This window comes from Vibrio sp. 10N.261.51.F11, from assembly GCF_041471665.1.
Classification (GTDB): domain Bacteria; phylum Pseudomonadota; class Gammaproteobacteria; order Enterobacterales; family Vibrionaceae; genus Vibrio; species Vibrio crassostreae_C.
The window spans coordinates 1-17,152 of record NZ_JBFROW010000035.1 but is presented as its reverse complement, the minus strand read 5'-3'; the positions used below and the strand labels follow the sequence as shown (position 1 = coordinate 17,152).

Below are 17,152 nucleotides of genomic sequence, written 5' to 3'. Positions count from 1 at the left end.
TCGCCTAGACAAAATTGTAGGATACTTACACATATTGGCTATTTTTGAGTATTTACTTACAACGAAAACTTGCTAATAAGTCGGTGATATCTAACTCCCACCTATATAAACCACTAGTTTGTGGTTAAAAATAAACAGGTATCACTAAGGATTGTTTTTCTCGCAATACTTTTCCTGCGAGATACGGAAAGGATTCAAACCGCCAGCATAGGCAGGTTTAGACCCATAAATATAAAAGGACAAGGCTGACTTTATACAAATAAGTTGCGCCTAGATTTAACTGGAAGGATGTATCTATGGTAGATCAAGAGCAGAACTCACAGGGTCTGTATACTCCTGAATTGGAGCATGACGCTTGTGGTATCGGTTTTGTTGCGCATCTAAAGAATCGCAAATCTCATGATGTAGTAACTCAAGCACTCGATATGCTTGCACGTATGGAACACCGTGGCGGCCAAGGCTGCGATCCGTGTTCTGGTGATGGTGCAGGTATCCTGCTACAGAAGCCGCACGAATTCTTACTAGAAGAAGCCGTAAAGCTTGGAATTAAGCTGCCATCTTTTGAAAAATATGGTGTTGGTGTTGTACTTTTCCCTAAAGATGAACACAAACGTGCACAGTGTCGTGACATTCTAGAACGCAATGCACAACGCCTTGAGTTAGAAGTTATCGGTTACCGTGAACTTCCAACGGACAATTCAATGATTGGTGCTGACCCACTAAGCACTGAACCTCAATTTGAACACGTATTTATTTCTGGCGGCCCTGGTATCACACCAGAAGAGCTTGAGCGTAAACTGTATGTTCTACGTAACTACACGGTTCGTGTATGCCTAGAAAGCGTTTCAAATATCGGTGATGACTTCTACATCAACTCTATGTCTTACAAGACATTGGTGTACAAAGGTCAGCTAACAACTGAACAAGTTCCTCAGTACTTCCTAGATCTGCAAAACCCAACCATGGTGACAGCTCTAGCACTAGTACACTCTCGCTTCTCTACCAATACATTCCCTCGTTGGCGTCTAGCTCAGCCTTTCCGTTACATCGCGCACAATGGCGAAATCAATACGGTTCGCGGCAACCTGAACTGGATGAAAGCACGTGAAGCAATCCTAGAATCGGATCTGTTTACACAAGCTGAAATCGACATGCTGCTTCCTATCTGTCAGGAAGGTAGTTCGGATTCGTCAAACTTCGATATGGCGCTTGAGCTACTTGTTCTTTCAGGTCGTACTCTGCCACACGCGTTGATGATGATGATCCCGGAAGCATGGCAAGAAAACAAAAACATGGATCCAACTCGTCGTGCGTTCTACCAGTACCACGCGAACGTAATGGAACCATGGGATGGCCCAGCATCAGTATGTTTCACCGATGGTGTTCAAGTAGGTGCAACACTTGACCGTAACGGTCTGCGTCCTTCTCGCTACACAGTAACTAAAGACGACTTCCTAGTAATGGCGTCTGAGTCTGGTGTTGTTGAGATTGCACCTGAAAACGTTGAGTACCGTGGTCGTCTACAACCAGGTCGTATCTTCGTTGCTGACCTTGAGCAAGGCCGCATCATTTCTGATCAAGAAGTGAAAGACAGCATTGCTAAAGCACAACCTTACGAAAAGTGGGTTGAAGAGAACCTTCTGAGCCTGAAAAAGCTACCGGATGCGAGCAACGAATTTAGCCAACCTTCTCCAGAGAAACTACTACACAAACAACAATCGTTTGGCGTGAGTTCTGAAGAAGTAAACGAAATCATTCTACCTCTTGCGAAAACAGGCTACGAGCCACTTTCTGCAATGGGTGCTGACTGGCCGCTAGCGATTCTTTCTCACCAATCGCAGCACCTTTCAAACTACTTCAAACAGTTGTTTGCACAAGTAACTAACCCGCCGATCGACCCGATTCGTGAGCGCATGGTTATGTCTCTGAACACTTACCTAGGTAAAGACCAGAACTTACTTGCTGAAACACCTGAGCACTGTCAAAAAGTAGAACTTGAGTCTCCAGTACTGTCTAACTCTGAGTTAGAAAAACTGCGTGCAATCGATAACGAGCACCTTCAGGCGAAGACGCTGGATATCGTATTCCAAGCAAATGGCGACCAAGGTAAGTTAGAGCGCGCACTTAAGCGTATCTGCCAATACGCAGAAGACGCAGTGATTGATGGCTACTCTATCATCCTACTGACAGACCGTGCGGTTAACTCTAACCATGCCGCTATTCCAGCAATGCTGGCGGTTGGCGCGGTTCACCACCACCTAATCCGTAAAGGTCTACGTGCTAAGTGTGACATCGTTGTTGAAACGGGCGACGCTCGTGAGACACACCACTTTGCAACGCTTATCGGTTATGGTGCAAACGCAGTTAACCCATACCTAGTTATTGAAACGATTGTTGAACTGCAACGCACTAAGAAGCTAGATCCAAACGTACACCCACGTGAGTTATTCGATAACTACCGTAAAGGTGTTAACGGCGGTCTACTTAAGATCTTCTCTAAGATGGGGATCTCTACGCTGCAGTCTTACCACGGTGCACAAATCTTTGAAGCACTTGGTGTTAGCAAATCAGTGGTTGAAAAATACTTCACCGGTACTGTTTCTCGTATCCAAGGTCTAACGATCGACGATATCGCGCGAGAAGTATTGGTTCGTCACCGTGTTGGTTACCCAGCTCGTGAAATTCCAGCTCAGATCCTTGATGTTGGTGGTGTTTACCAGTGGAAACAACGTGGTGAGAAACACTTATTCAACCCAGAAACGATTTCTCTACTTCAAGAATCGACGCGTAACAAAGATTACGGTCAGTTCAAGAAGTACGCAAAAGCAGTTGATGACCAAGGCGACAACGCAGCAACGCTACGTAGCCAACTGGACTTCATCAAGAACCCTGCAGGCTCTATTCCTCTAGCAGAAGTAGAACCAATCGAGAACATTCTTAAGCGTTTCGCAACCGGCGCAATGAGCTTTGGTTCAATCTCGCATGAGGCTCACTCAACACTGGCTGTTGCGATGAACCGCATTGGCGCGAAATCAAACTCAGGTGAAGGTGGTGAAGATCCAGCACGTTTCGAACGTAAAGAAAACGGCGACTGGGAACGTTCAGCAATCAAACAGGTGGCTTCTGGTCGCTTTGGTGTAACGTCTTACTACCTATCTAACGCTGATGAGCTACAAATCAAGATGGCTCAAGGTGCGAAACCGGGCGAAGGTGGTCAACTACCTGGTGATAAGGTTGATGACTGGATCGGCGCAACGCGTCACTCGACTCCGGGCGTAGGTCTTATCTCGCCACCGCCACACCACGATATCTACTCAATCGAAGATTTGGCTCAGCTGATCTACGATCTGAAAAACGCGAACCGTAATGGCCGTGTAAACGTGAAGCTAGTATCAGAAGCTGGCGTAGGTACGATTGCATCTGGTGTAGCGAAAGCGAAAGCTGACGTGGTACTTATCGCAGGTTTTGATGGTGGTACGGGTGCATCTCCGATGTCTTCTATCCGTCACACAGGTCTGCCTTGGGAGCTGGGTCTAGCGGAAACGCACCAAACACTACTGAAAAACGGCCTACGTAACCGTATCGTTGTTCAGTCTGATGGTCAGATGAAAACACCACGTGACCTTGCAGTAGCAACGTTACTTGGCGCTGAAGAATGGGGCGTAGCAACAGCAGCATTGGTTGTTGAAGGCTGTATCATGATGCGTAAGTGTCACAAGAATACCTGTCCTGTTGGTATCGCAACACAAAACAAAACTCTGCGTGAGCGTTTCGACGGCCGCGTAGAAGACGTAGTCACTTTCTTCCAATACATGGCTGAAGGTCTGCGTGAAGTAATGGCTGAACTTGGCTTCCGCTCTATCGATGAGATGGTTGGTCAATCGCACAAACTTAAAGTTCGTGATGACATCGGCCACTGGAAGTACAAGAACCTAGATCTAACACCTGTACTGCACATTGAGCAGGCTCGTGAAGAAGATGGTATCTACAACCAGACGCAACAAAACCACAACCTAGAAGACGTTCTAGACCGCAAGTTGATTCAAGCTGCGATTCCAGCGCTTGAGAAAGGCGAAGCCGTGAATGCGAGCTTCCCTATCATCAACACGGACCGCTCTGCGGGTACCATGCTGTCGAACGAAATCTCGAAGGTTTACAAAGACCAAGGTTTACCACAACCAATGAACGTTAAGTTCCACGGTAGTGCTGGCCAATCTTTCGGTGCGTTCCTTGCGAAAGGCGTTAAGTTCGAAGTAGAAGGCGACGCGAACGATTACTGGGGTAAAGGTCTGTCTGGCGGTACTTTGGTACTGTACCCAGATGCGAAATCTTCTATCGTTGCTGAAGATAACATCGTGGTTGGTAACGTATGTTTCTACGGTGCGACCTCAGGTGAATCTTTCATTCGCGGTATGGCAGGCGAACGTTTCTGTGTTCGTAACTCAGGTGCGAAGGTTGTTGTTGAGGGCGTTGGTGACCACGGTTGTGAATACATGACTGGTGGTGTTGCCATTATCCTTGGTTCAACAGGTCGTAACTTTGCTGCGGGCATGAGTGGCGGTGTTGCTTATGTTTGGGACAAAGCGGGTGACTTCGAAACCAAGCTCAACCCTGAACTTGTAGACCTAGATCCAATTGAACAAGAAGATAAAGATCTTCTACTAGATATGCTAACTAAGCATGTTGAATTCACAGGAAGTGAAGTTGCTCAATCTTTCCTAGACAACTTTGAAGCAAGTGTTGCATCGCTAGTTAAAGTAATGCCACGCGACTACAAAGCTGTTCTTGAAAAGCGTAAAGCTGAAGCACAACAGGCACAAACGGAAGAAGTGGAGGCAGTATAATGGGTAAGCCTACTGGATTTTTAGAACACGGTCGTGAGCTTCCAAAGAAGCTCGACCCGTCAGTTCGAATTGAAGACAACAAAGAGTTCGTACTTAACGAAGAGTTTGGTGAAAAGATCAATACTCAAGCCTCTCGTTGTATGGACTGTGGCGTACCTTTCTGTCACAACGGCTGTCCGATTGGTAACATCATCCCAGAATTCAATGATGCGGTTTACCGTGACAGCTGGGAAGAGGCTTGGAACATCCTAAGCTCTACCAACAACTTCCCTGAGTTTACCGGTCGTGTTTGTCCTGCTCCTTGTGAAAGTGCCTGTGTTCTTGGTATCAACCAAGACCCAATCACTATCTGTAATATCGAGAAAACGATTGTCGAAACTGCGTACCGTGAAGGGTACGCAAAACCTAAAACACCACGCTCTCGCACAGGTAAAACTGTCGCAGTTATCGGTTCAGGTCCTGCTGGCTTAGCCGCAGCGGAGCAGCTAAACAGCGCTGGTCACTCGGTAACGGTATTTGAACGTGACGAGAAAGTCGGTGGTCTACTTCGCTTCGGTATCCCAGACTTCAAACTGGGTATGGACGTGATTGATCGTAAGATCAACCTAATGGCTGAAGCGGGCGTTGAGTTTAAAGTTAACCAACACATCGGTGTTGATGTTAACGCTCAGCAGCTACGCCAAGAGTTTGATGTGGTATTGCTAACGGGTGGTTCTACGGTTCCACGTGACTTGCCAATCCCTGGTCGTGAGTTGAAAGGCGTTCACTTTGCCATGGAATTCCTTGGTCAAAACAACCGCCGTGCTAACAACCTAGATCTTAAAACAGAAGAGATTCACGCTAAAGATAAGCACGTTGTGGTTATCGGTGGTGGTGATACTGGTTCTGACTGTGTGGGTACATCAAACCGTCATAAGGCAGCGAGCATTACTCAGGTTGAGATCATGCCGATCCCACCAGAGAAGCGCCCTGCAAACATGCCTTGGCCTCAATACCCAATGATCATGAAAACCACCACTTCTCACGAAGAAGGTTGTGAACGTCACTGGAACATCTTAACCAAAGAGTTCATCGGTAACGAGCAAGGTCAAGTGACGGGTCTACGTATTGCTGACATCGTTTGGCAAGATGCGAAACCAGGTGAGCGTCCAGGCTTTGATGAAGTCGCGAACTCTGAACGTGTTATTCCTTGTGACATGGCATTCCTAGCAATGGGCTTCTTACACCCAGAGCCAACCGGCGTGCTTGCTCAACTAGACATTAAACTGGACGAGCGCGGTAACGTCGCTTCTGAAGGTTTTGCAACGAACCAGAAAGGCGTTTTCGCTGCTGGTGATATGCGTACTGGTCAATCTCTAGTTGTACGTTGTATTAATGAAGGTCGTGAATGTGCAATTGCCATTGATGACTTCTTAATGGGTAACTCAAACTTAGAAGCGAAAGCTGATTCACTCATGCTTTCCGCATAATATTTCTCGGGCTAACGTCAATTACGTTAGCCTAGAGGAAAAGCAATACCCTTCCTAACTTTTATATTTGGCTAGCACTCGATGCTAGCCTTTTTTCTATCTGGCATTTGTCGTTTTCAAAATCATCCTGTTGTATATGTTAAATCTCGTTAACATTCACCTTATATATCTCATTGATATCCATCGACTATTTTAGATTATTAAGTGGCTAATCGCGTTTATGCATGATAATTAACCATGAACTTGACCTTAAACACAATTAGCTATACGTTGTAAAGCTGATGAAAATAAAATCAATCGGTTTTGTTAACACAACCAATAACGTTTTAACTGGCTAAAGCAAACTATCAGTTTATAAAAAACAACAAGTATATGAATAGTTAGTCATTTACTGTCTGGATGACAGAGAAGCAAAAGGGAGAATTGCAATGGCTCTATATGATCCTAGTCTTGAAAAAGACAACTGTGGATTTGGTTTAATAGCGCAAATGGAAGGCCAACCTAGTCATAAGTTGGTAAGAACTGCTATTTCAGCCCTAGATCGCATGACACACCGTGGTGGTATCGCTGCGGATGGTAAAACCGGGGATGGCTGTGGCTTATTACTACAGAAGCCTGACTCTTATCTCAGAATTATTGCTGAAGAGAATAACTTCAAGCTCGGCAAGCAATACGCTGTCGGCATGATTTTCTTCAGCCAAGATCCAATCAAAGCGCAATCCGCGCAAGACATCGTCAATAAAGAGCTCGCTCAAGAGACCTTAACGGTTGCAGGTTGGCGCGCAGTACCGACCAACACCGACGTATTAGGTCCGATTGCCAAAGATTCAGTTCCCAATATTCAGCAAGTGTTTATCTCGGCCCCCGCGGGTTGGCGTGAACGCGATATTGAACGACGCCTTTATATCGCTCGTCGCAGAATTGAAAAACAGATCACCGAAGACAAAGATTTCTATATTTGTAGCCTTTCGACACAAGTCATGGTTTACAAAGGTCTGTGTATGCCGGCCGATCTTCCGCGATTTTACCTCGATCTTGCAGACTTACGCATGGAATCGGCGATATGTCTGTTCCACCAGCGTTTCTCAACCAATACTCAGCCACGTTGGCCACTGGCTCAACCATTCCGCTATTTAGCGCACAATGGTGAGATCAATACCATTGAAGGTAACCGACAATGGGCTAAGGCTCGTGCCTATAAATTCTCTTCGCCGTTGCTGCCAGATTTACAAACCGCCGCACCCTTTGTGAATGAGACAGGCTCAGATTCATCAAGCCTAGATAACATGCTCGACCTGTTCCTTGCCGGTGGTATGGATGTGTTCCGAGCGATGCGCATGCTTGTGCCGCCCGCTTGGCAAAACCACCCAGATATGGACCCAGATCTACGTGCATTCTACGACTTCAACTCCAAGCACATGGAACCGTGGGATGGCCCTGCAGGTATCGTACTTTCTGATGGTCGTTACGCTGCGTGTAACCTCGATAGAAATGGCCTGCGTCCTGCGCGTTATGTCATCACCAAAGACAACCTGATCACCTTGGCATCTGAGGTCGGTATCTGGAACTACGCGCCAGATGAAGTGGCAGAGAAAGGGCGTGTCGGCCCAGGTGAATTACTCGTCATAGATACGCGCCGCGGTAAATTGTGGCAATCTAACGAGATCGACAATGACCTTAAAGGTCGCCATCCTTATAAAGAGTGGATGGAAAAGAACGTTCACAAACTCACACCGTTTTCCGATCTGCCCGATGAGCAAGTCGGTAAGCGCAGCTTTGACGATGACACGCTCAAGACCTACCAAAAACAGTTTGCGATGAGCAACGAAGAGTCCGACCAAGTGCTGCGTGTGCTTGGTGATATGGGGCAAGAAGCAGTAGGCTCAATGGGCGACGACACGCCAATGGCTGTGCTCTCTTCAAAAGAACGCTTGGTCACTGATTACTTCCGTCAAAAGTTTGCACAGGTCACCAACCCACCGATTGATCCATTGCGTGAAAAACACGTGATGTCTTTGGCGACCAGTATTGGGAAAGAGATGAACGTGTTCTGTGAAACAGACGGTCACGCCTATCGTGTCACGTTTGATTCACCAGTACTGCTTTACTCAGACATGCAGCAGCTTCTGCAGTTGAGTCAAAAACATTATCGTCATGTCATTCTCAGCATGCACTACGACCCGAATAACCAAGATCTAGAACAAGCAATCAAAGCAGTATGTGATAGCGCCGAACAAGAAGTCAGCGAAGGTGCGGTTTTAGTTGTGCTGTCGGACAAAGGTTTAGAGAAAGGAAAACTACCGATCCCTGCAGCCATGTTGGTTGGTGCGGTGCAAACAAGGCTTGCTGATACCAACCTGCGTTGTGATGCCAACATCGTTGTTGAGACAGCAACTGCGCGCGACCCACACCAATTTGCTGTGCTGCTTGGCTTCGGTGCAACCGCGGTTTACCCATACCTCGCTTATGAAGCGTTAGGTAAAATGTTGGATGATGGCTCTTTAGATAAAGATTATCGTGCCGCAATGCAAAATTACCAAAACGGCATCAACAAAGGTCTGTACAAGATCATGTCGAAGATGGGAATTTCAACCATTGCCTCTTATCGCTGTTCACAGCTTTTCGAAGCCGTTGGCCTTCATTCCGATGTTGTTGAGCTCTGTTTCCGCGGAGTTACCACTCGAATCCAAGGCGCAAGCTTTAGCGATTTCCAGCAAGATATCTATAACTTATCTCGTAAAGCCTGGACTAAGCGTAAGCCAATCGAGCACGGTGGTTTACTCAAATACGTACACGGCGGCGAATATCACGCCTATAACCCTGATGTGGTTGGCACTCTGCAAACTGCAGTAAAAACAGGTGAGACATCGGATTATCTCTCTTTTGCTAAGCAAGTAAATGCTCGTCCAGCTGCGATGTTACGCGACTTAATGAGCCTCAAAAAAGCCGATCAGCCTCTACCACTAGAGCAAGTCGAGCCTAACAGCGATCTGTTTAAACGCTTCGACTCTGCGGCAATGTCGATCGGTGCTTTGAGCCCAGAAGCGCATGAAGCATTAGCAATGGCGATGAACCGCTTGGGTGGTTACTCAAACTCTGGTGAAGGTGGTGAAGACCCTCGACGCTTTGGTACTGACCGTAACTCTCGTATCAAGCAGATAGCTTCCGGTCGTTTTGGTGTGACGCCACATTACTTAACCAATGCGGATGTTTTGCAGATCAAGGTCGCGCAAGGTGCGAAGCCTGGAGAAGGTGGTCAACTGCCCGGCCATAAAGTTACCGCAGAAATCGCTAAGCTGAGATATTCAGTTCAAGGGGTGACACTGATCTCCCCTCCTCCACATCACGATATTTATTCTATCGAGGATCTAGCGCAGCTGATTTTCGACCTTAAACAAGTGAACCCTAAAGCCTTGGTTTCAGTAAAGTTAGTATCGGAACCGGGTGTAGGCACGATTGCAACTGGTGTAGCGAAAGCCTATGCCGATCTGATCACCATTTCTGGCTACGATGGCGGTACCGCGGCAAGCCCTCTAACCTCGGTAAAATACGCAGGTTGCCCTTGGGAGCTTGGCTTAGCAGAAACTCAACAAGCACTGGTTGCTAACGGGCTTCGTCATAAGATCCGCCTGCAAGTCGATGGTGGTTTAAAAACTGGCCTTGATGTGATTAAAGGTGCGATTCTCGGTGCAGAAAGCTTTGGTTTTGGTACCGCGCCAATGGTCGCAATGGGTTGTAAGTTCTTACGAATTTGTCACCTAAACAACTGTGCGACGGGTGTTGCGACTCAAGATGAAACACTACGCCGCGAATACTTCAAAGGCCTGCCAGACATGGTGGTGAACTACTTTACAGGCCTAGCCGATGAAGTTCGCCAATACCTTGCAGAACTCGGCGTAGAAAAACTCACGGACCTGATTGGTCGCACGGATTTACTTGAAGCCGTTCAAGGCCTCACCGCGAAACAGAGCAAGCTCGATCTCTCTTCAATACTCGAAGCTCCGGTATCTCCAGAAGGTCACCCACTGTTTTGGACCGAGCCAAACGCACCATTTGATAAAGCTCAGCTCAACCAGCAGATTCTGGATGATGCACTCGATGCAATTGAGAAGCGCCAATCCACCAGCCTCTACTACAACGTGATCAACACAGACCGCTCGATTGGCGCTCGTATCTCTGGTGAAATTGCTAAGCGATACGGCAACCAAGGGATGGCAGGTTCACCAATCAAGTTATATCTCGACGGTACCGCAGGTCAGTCTTTTGCGGTTTGGAACGCAGGCGGCGTTGAGCTTTACCTAACAGGCGATGCCAATGACTATGTTGGCAAAGGCATGGCTGGCGGCAAAGTGGTTATCAAGCCTCACCAAGGCACCGCATTTACTTGTAACGAAGCGACCATCATAGGCAACACCTGTTTGTATGGTGCAACCGGAGGCAAGCTATTTGCAGCAGGAACTGCAGGCGAGCGATTTGGCGTACGTAACTCAGGTACCGTCGCTGTGATTGAAGGCGCAGGCGACAACGCTTGTGAATACATGACAGGCGGTATTGTAGCGATTCTTGGCGCAACCGGAGTGAACTTCGGCGCAGGTATGACAGGTGGTTTTGCTTATGTGATGGATAAAAACGAAGACTTCCAAGGCCGAGTGAACAACGAATCGGTTGAGGCACTTTCTCTGTCTGACTTATTTATCCACCAAGAACATCTGCGTGGCTTAATTGCAGAGCACTTAGAAGAGACTGGCTCAGTACACGCTGAAGCTATTCTGGCGAACTTTGATGAATGGATTCCAAAGTTCTACCTAGTGAAGCCAAAGACGGCGGATCTGAACACCTTGCTCGGCCACCAAAGCCGCAGCTCAGCTGAACTTCGTGTTCAAGCGCAATAATTGGAAGGAGCCAATAATGAGCCAGAATGTATACCAATTTATTGATGTGAATCGCGTAGACCCAGCGAAGAAACCAATCAAGATACGTAAGATTGAGTTTGTAGAGATCTACGAACCTTTCACTAAACAGCAAGCGAAAGCGCAAGCAGACCGTTGTTTAGACTGTGGTAACCCATACTGTGAATGGAAATGTCCTGTTCACAACTACATCCCTCAGTGGCTTAAGCTTGCCAATGAAGGGCGTATTATCGAAGCCGCTGAACTGTCTCACCAAACCAACAGCCTGCCTGAGGTTTGCGGTCGAGTTTGCCCTCAAGACCGCTTGTGTGAGGGCTCTTGTACCCTCAATGACGATTTCGGTGCCGTAACCATTGGCAATATTGAAAAGTACATTACCGACAAAGCCTTTGAGATGGGTTGGAAGCCTGACATGTCTCACGTTGAGTGGACTGATAAAAAGGTCGCGATCATCGGTGCGGGGCCAGCAGGTCTTGCTGCTGCTGACATCCTAGTTCGTAATGGCGTAAAAGCCGTTGTGTTTGACCGCTATCCGGAGATCGGTGGCCTACTGACGTTTGGTATTCCATCGTTCAAGCTTGAGAAAGGCATCATGGAAAATCGTCGCCGTATCTTTAGCGAGATGGGCGTCGAGTTCCAAATGAATACCGAAGTCGGCAAAGATGTACAACTTCAGCAACTCGTCGATGACTACGACGCTGTTTTCCTTGGTGTCGGCACCTATAAAAACATGCGTGCGGGTTTAGACAACGAAGATGCACCGGGCGTTTATGATGCTCTGCCATTCTTGATTTCTAATACCTACAAGGTCATGGAACTGGAAAACCCAACCCCATTTATCGATATGCAAGGTAAGAAAGTCGTCGTGCTTGGTGGTGGTGATACGGCGATGGACTGCGTTCGAACCTCTATTCGTCAGAATGCGGCAGATGTGGTGTGTGCTTACCGCCGAGATGAAGCCAACATGCCAGGTTCTCGCCGTGAGGTAAAAAATGCACGTGAAGAGGGGGTGAAGTTCAAGTTCAACCTCCAACCTATTGGCTTAGAGCTTAACAGCGCTGGTCATGTGGTTGGCGTTAAATTCGTAAAAACCGCTTTGGGTGAACCTGATGAAGCAGGTCGCCGTCGCCCGGAACCTGTAGAAGGTAGTGAGCATGTTCTTGAAGCAGATGCCGTTATCATGGCATTTGGTTTCCAACCTCATGCGATGGAATGGCTAGAACCTTTCGGTGTGGAGCTCGATCAGTGGGGTCGCATCAAGGCTCCTAACAAACAAGAGTTTCAATACCAAACCACCAACAGCAAGATCTTTGCAGGTGGTGATGCGGTTCGAGGATCTGACTTGGTAGTGACCGCTATCGATGAAGGCCGCAAAGCCGCGGAAGGGATATTAGATTACTTAGAAGTGTGATTAGGTTTCCTTTATTACTCAGTTCGTTACTATAAAAAAGGGATCCAATGATGGATCCTTTTTTGAATTAGATACGTTTATCACAAGCACAACAAAAATACGTAAAACAATCGCAGACAAACCAATGCCGATAACTACAATTAGAATTAAAAACAAGCCATAGGAAACACTATGAAAAAAGCCGCTCTCCTCTCGCTATCACTTTTAACGTTAACCGCTTGCAGCCAAGGAATCACGGACATGAAAGACAGAACTTCATCACCTTGTGGAGACAAACCAAACTGCGTATCAACTCAAGATGATCGTGAGCAGCATGCATTGGCCGCATTTGAGTTATCAGATTCAGCAAACCTAGATGCGATTGAGCAGGTTGCACTCACCTTGCCGGGTTCGAAAACCGCGAGTAAAACCGATGATTACCTGCGTGTTGAATGTACCTCTCGCATCATGCGCTTTGTCGATGACTTAGAACTTAAAATCACCGATGGCAAACTGATCGTGCGTTCTGAATCTCGTACTGGCCATTCTGATTTTGGTGTGAACCGTAAACGCGCTGAACAACTTCGCGCAAGCCTAAAAAGCGAAGGCCTAATCAAATAGATAAAGGAATACGCAGATAAATCGCTGCTATTCGGATGAGAAGTGCTTCAGGGCTGTCGCTCGACACTTCTCATCCATGCTACAATTTCGCTCTACTGTTTAAATATTTTTATTAAGAGACTACACATGAAAATCGGCATCATTGGCGCAATGGAGCAAGAAGTTGCGATCCTAAAAGCAGCAATTTCAGACATTACTGAAGTTAATAAAGGCGGTTGTACCTTTTTCTCTGGTCAGCTAAATGGTGTTGACGTTGTTTTGCTTCAATCAGGCATTGGTAAAGTAGCAGCAGCAGTTGGTACTTCAATCCTACTAAGCGAATACCAACCAGATGTCGTTCTAAACACTGGCTCTGCTGGCGGTTTTGATTCAACACTGAACCTTGGCGATGTTGTTATCTCGACTGAAGTTCGTCACCACGATGCAGACGTAACGGCTTTCGGTTACGAAATCGGCCAAATGGCAGGTCAACCTGCAGCGTTCAAAGCTGACGACAAACTGATGGCTGTTGCTGAACAAGCTCTAGCACAAATGGAAGACAAGCATGCCGTTCGCGGTCTTATCTGTACTGGCGACGCATTTGTTTGCACAGCAGAACGCCAAGAGTTCATCCGCAAGCACTTCCCATCTGTTGTTGCTGTAGAGATGGAAGCATCGGCTATCGCTCAAGCTTGTCACCAATTCCAAGTACCATTCGTGGTTGTTCGTGCAATCTCTGATGTTGCAGACAAAGAATCACCAATGAGCTTCGAAGAGTTCCTGCCACTAGCAGCGCAAAGCTCTTCTGAAATGGTTATCAAGATGGTTGCCCTACTAAAGTAAGCGACTAGACATGCAAACACTGTTTGATCAGGTATTTGCAAATGGCGTGCTCCTTGTGATGTGGGGAGCACTGCTTTTTCATTTAATTTTACCTATCCCCCATGCCGCACACCCCACGACCTTATGGCATAAGTTTGCTGAGCTTTTAGCAAGCAAGGTTAATAACAATAACAACCACAACTATTCCCAAAGTTTAATCTCAGGCACATTAGCCTGGGGGTTAATGGTACTGCCAACTCTGGTTATTCTATTGGCACTGCAACCATTGGTTTGGCAATCTCAACTGTTTGAATTGGCACTGTTATTACTCGCGATTGATTGGCGCAATAATGAAAAGCTGGCTAACCAACTGATCAAAGTACTTGGCCGAGAAGATAAAGCGGCCGCTCGTCAGTTACTGGCTCCGATTGTCAATCGTCAAACCGAACCACTTTCGTCACTTGGCCTCGGCAAAGCCGCCACAGAAACCATAATCATGGGTTACGCTCGTAACGTAGTTTGTGTGTTGTTCTGGTACGCCATTGGTGGTGGAATCGCTGCGTTAATGTATCGCCTTGTGGTCGAGTTAGCTCGAGCTTGGTCGCCAAGTCGCAAGCAGTTTTCTCCTTTCGGCTCAACGGCAATCAAGATCGTCGCTATCCTAGAACTTATACCAATGCGCTTATTTGCCTTGATGATCGTCTTTGGTGATAAAGCAACGCACACATTTAAGATGATGCTAGTCCAAAGTCGCTCTTGGCCCCTACCCGGCCCAGCCTGGTTAATCACGGCTGTTGGCAACAAGCTGGAGTTATCATTAGGTGGCCCTGCGATTTACGACAACACTAAAGCCATTCGCGCAAAATTAGGCGGAAGAATCGCACCGTCAGCTCTGCATCTATCTCAGGTTCAGAAACTACTCTTTGGTCGCATCGCTATCTGGATATTTTTACAAAGCCTAGCCTTACTATTTATTCACCAAGGGATTTAGAGTGAAACCTTCAGCACTTGTTACAAGCCTTACTATTTTGTCTTCCAGCTTATGGCTGCCTTTATCATTTGCAGAAGAAGCACCACGGACTCAAGAACAAGTACAGCTGGCTCAACGCGTAGTCAGCCTTGCTCCTCATGCCACTGAACTCGCGTACAGCGCTGGTTTAGGCAACAACCTTGTTGCCGTAAGTGAACGAAGTGATTACCCACCACAAGCCGATAAGCTTGAAAAAGTGGCAAACTATCAAGGTATCAAGGTTGAGAAGATCATCGCACTTCAGCCTGATTTGATTCTTGCGTGGCCAGCGGGAAACCCGCCCAGAGAGCTCGCGAAACTAGAGCAATTTGGTTTTAATATTTACTACTCCAAGACCAAAAGCCTAGACAGTATCGCAACCAATATTGAACAACTGAGCGAATACGCTAGCGATCCAAGCATTGGCGAAAATAACGCTCAGCAATACAGAGAGCAGCTCAACGCGTTGAGACTAGAATACAAAGATGCCGAGCCAGTAAACTACTTCTACCAGCTCAGTGAAAAGCCGATCATCACTGTTGCTCAAGGACACTGGCCAAGTGAGGTGTTTGAGTTTTGTGGTGGCCACAATATTTTTGAAGACAGCGCCTCTCCCTATCCGCAAGTTGGTATTGAACAAGTTGTATTAAGAAAACCGCAAGTAATCTTCACTTCTCAGCACGCGATTGAGAATGGAACCATGTGGCAAACATGGGAAGATGAGATCCCAGCTGTCGCTCAAAATCAGATTTGGTCCCTCAATTCTGACTGGATTAATCGCCCGACAACGAGAACTTTGAAAGCGATCCAACAAGTGTGCGATTTCTTTGATAGAGCTAGGCAAAATCACTAACTATTTGCTGCGTTTTTTCGTACAATTCGCCACCGACCTGTCCCTACAATTTTAACTATAAGAGCACCAGTATCATGGACTCCATGCTGCTTTATATTATCGATTTATTTGGCACTGCCATCTTTGCCGTCTCAGGCGTATTTGTCGCTGGCCGTCTTAAGATGGATCCCTTTGGCGTCGCCGTTCTAGGCAGTGTAACCGCGATTGGCGGCGGCACAATTCGTGACATGGCATTGGGTGCAACTCCCGTGTTTTGGATCACCGATACCACCTACCTTTGGGTCATCATCATCACCTGTTTGTTGACCATGATTATTGTAAGACGCCCGAAACGTCTGGCTTGGTGGATATTGCCGGTATGTGATGCGATTGGCCTAGCGGTGTTTGTTGGCATTGGTGTAGAAAAAGCACTTATCTATCAAGATTCAGCACTAGTGGCGATCATCATGGGTGTCATCACCGGCTGCGGTGGCGGTATTATCCGCGACGTGCTTGCCCGTGAAGTGCCAATGATTCTAAGAAGTGAAGTCTACGCGACCGCTTGTATCATTGGTGGCGCTTTCCATACCGTGGCGATCAGCATGGGGCACGACTCAGAAACTGCATTTCTGGCCGGCGTGTTCTCAACACTATTGATCAGGCTTGGCGCTATTCGTTGGCATTTATCATTGCCGACCTTCGCCATCAAATAAGCTATCGTTACAAAGTGAAAGGCTCCGCAAAGGGGCCTCTATCATCTACATTTTAGTGTGAACTAAGCAGCCTTCACGAAATGACCTGCTACGAAATACCAATCCCTTCCAATTTTCATCATTGATTTGTGTGCGTTTACTCGCACACGTTTAAGAGGCCTCTCTCGTACACAAATTGCAAAATATCTCCAAGTCAGTCGAACCAAGATAAATAAGTGGGGGGATTGAGGTTAGCCCCCCCCCCCCTTTAATTACACCTGTATAAGCTATCGCTCACAAACGGTAAAGTTAAATATTGGAATAAATATAAAGGTGCTGCTCACCACATAGCCATAGACTCAACAGAACTCAGGACCTTTAGAGAGAGTGAGTAAAAGATGAAAAACATGGCTCGAAAAGCAGAGAACATAGCGTAAGCTTTGACGTTGATATCCACGAAGCCATTAGTTATTAGATTAGCCTTGTAAAGCTTGGCGATAATGAGGTGATGCCAACATTATTTATTTCTTTACGTAGAAAGATCCGCGCCGTCTCAGAGGGGGGCAGGGCGCGAGCACACTTTG

At 46.9% G+C, this 17,152-nt stretch carries 9 protein-coding genes; all 9 read left to right on the top strand.

Going from position 1 to position 17,152, the window contains the following annotated elements; translation table 11 throughout:
• Positions 1-296: 296 nt before the first annotated feature.
• The 9 genes from gltB (AB4351_RS12230) (at position 297) to AB4351_RS12190 (ending at position 16,589) form a co-directional block, all read left to right on the top strand.
• Entirely contained in the window at positions 297-4,844 is a 4,548-nt protein-coding gene (gene gltB, locus AB4351_RS12230; RefSeq protein ID WP_371721277.1) for a glutamate synthase large subunit, read from the top strand.
• Positions 4,844-6,313 carry a glutamate synthase subunit beta gene (locus tag AB4351_RS12225; RefSeq protein ID WP_017066517.1) on the top strand — a complete coding sequence of 490 codons (1,470 nt, stop codon included), beginning with the start codon at positions 4,844-4,846 and terminating at the stop codon, positions 6,311-6,313. Before gltB (AB4351_RS12230) ends, AB4351_RS12225 begins: the two co-directional genes overlap by 1 nt.
• A 428-nt stretch (positions 6,314-6,741) precedes the next feature.
• Positions 6,742-11,205, top strand: coding sequence for a glutamate synthase large subunit (gene gltB / locus AB4351_RS12220; protein WP_372126149.1), 4,464 nt, complete (start codon positions 6,742-6,744; stop codon positions 11,203-11,205).
• 16 nt (positions 11,206-11,221) lie between these two features.
• Positions 11,222-12,634: an FAD-dependent oxidoreductase gene (locus AB4351_RS12215; RefSeq protein ID WP_372072700.1), complete on the top strand. Its 1,413-nt coding sequence runs from the start codon at positions 11,222-11,224 to the stop codon at positions 12,632-12,634.
• Positions 12,635-12,805: 171 nt separating this feature from the next.
• A complete protein-coding gene (locus AB4351_RS12210) occupies positions 12,806-13,234 on the top strand; it encodes a DUF1499 domain-containing protein (protein WP_372126146.1) in 429 nt (142 codons plus the stop codon).
• Positions 13,235-13,360: 126 nt separating this feature from the next.
• The gene (gene mtnN / locus AB4351_RS12205) at positions 13,361-14,056 is read left to right on the top strand and encodes a 5'-methylthioadenosine/S-adenosylhomocysteine nucleosidase (protein WP_012603226.1); all 696 of its coding nucleotides are present in this window, start codon (positions 13,361-13,363) and stop codon (positions 14,054-14,056) included.
• Between the two features lie 10 nt (positions 14,057-14,066).
• Positions 14,067-15,026, top strand: a complete 960-nt coding sequence (locus tag AB4351_RS12200) for a cobalamin biosynthesis family protein (protein ID WP_372126144.1) — start codon at positions 14,067-14,069, stop codon at positions 15,024-15,026.
• Between the two features lies 1 nt (position 15,027).
• Positions 15,028-15,897, top strand: coding sequence for a vitamin B12 ABC transporter substrate-binding protein BtuF (gene btuF, locus AB4351_RS12195; protein WP_017059298.1), 870 nt, complete (start codon positions 15,028-15,030; stop codon positions 15,895-15,897).
• Between the two features lie 74 nt (positions 15,898-15,971).
• Entirely contained in the window at positions 15,972-16,589 is a 618-nt protein-coding gene (locus tag AB4351_RS12190) for a TRIC cation channel family protein (RefSeq protein ID WP_017070823.1), read from the top strand.
• The last annotated feature ends 563 nt before the right edge of the window (positions 16,590-17,152 follow it).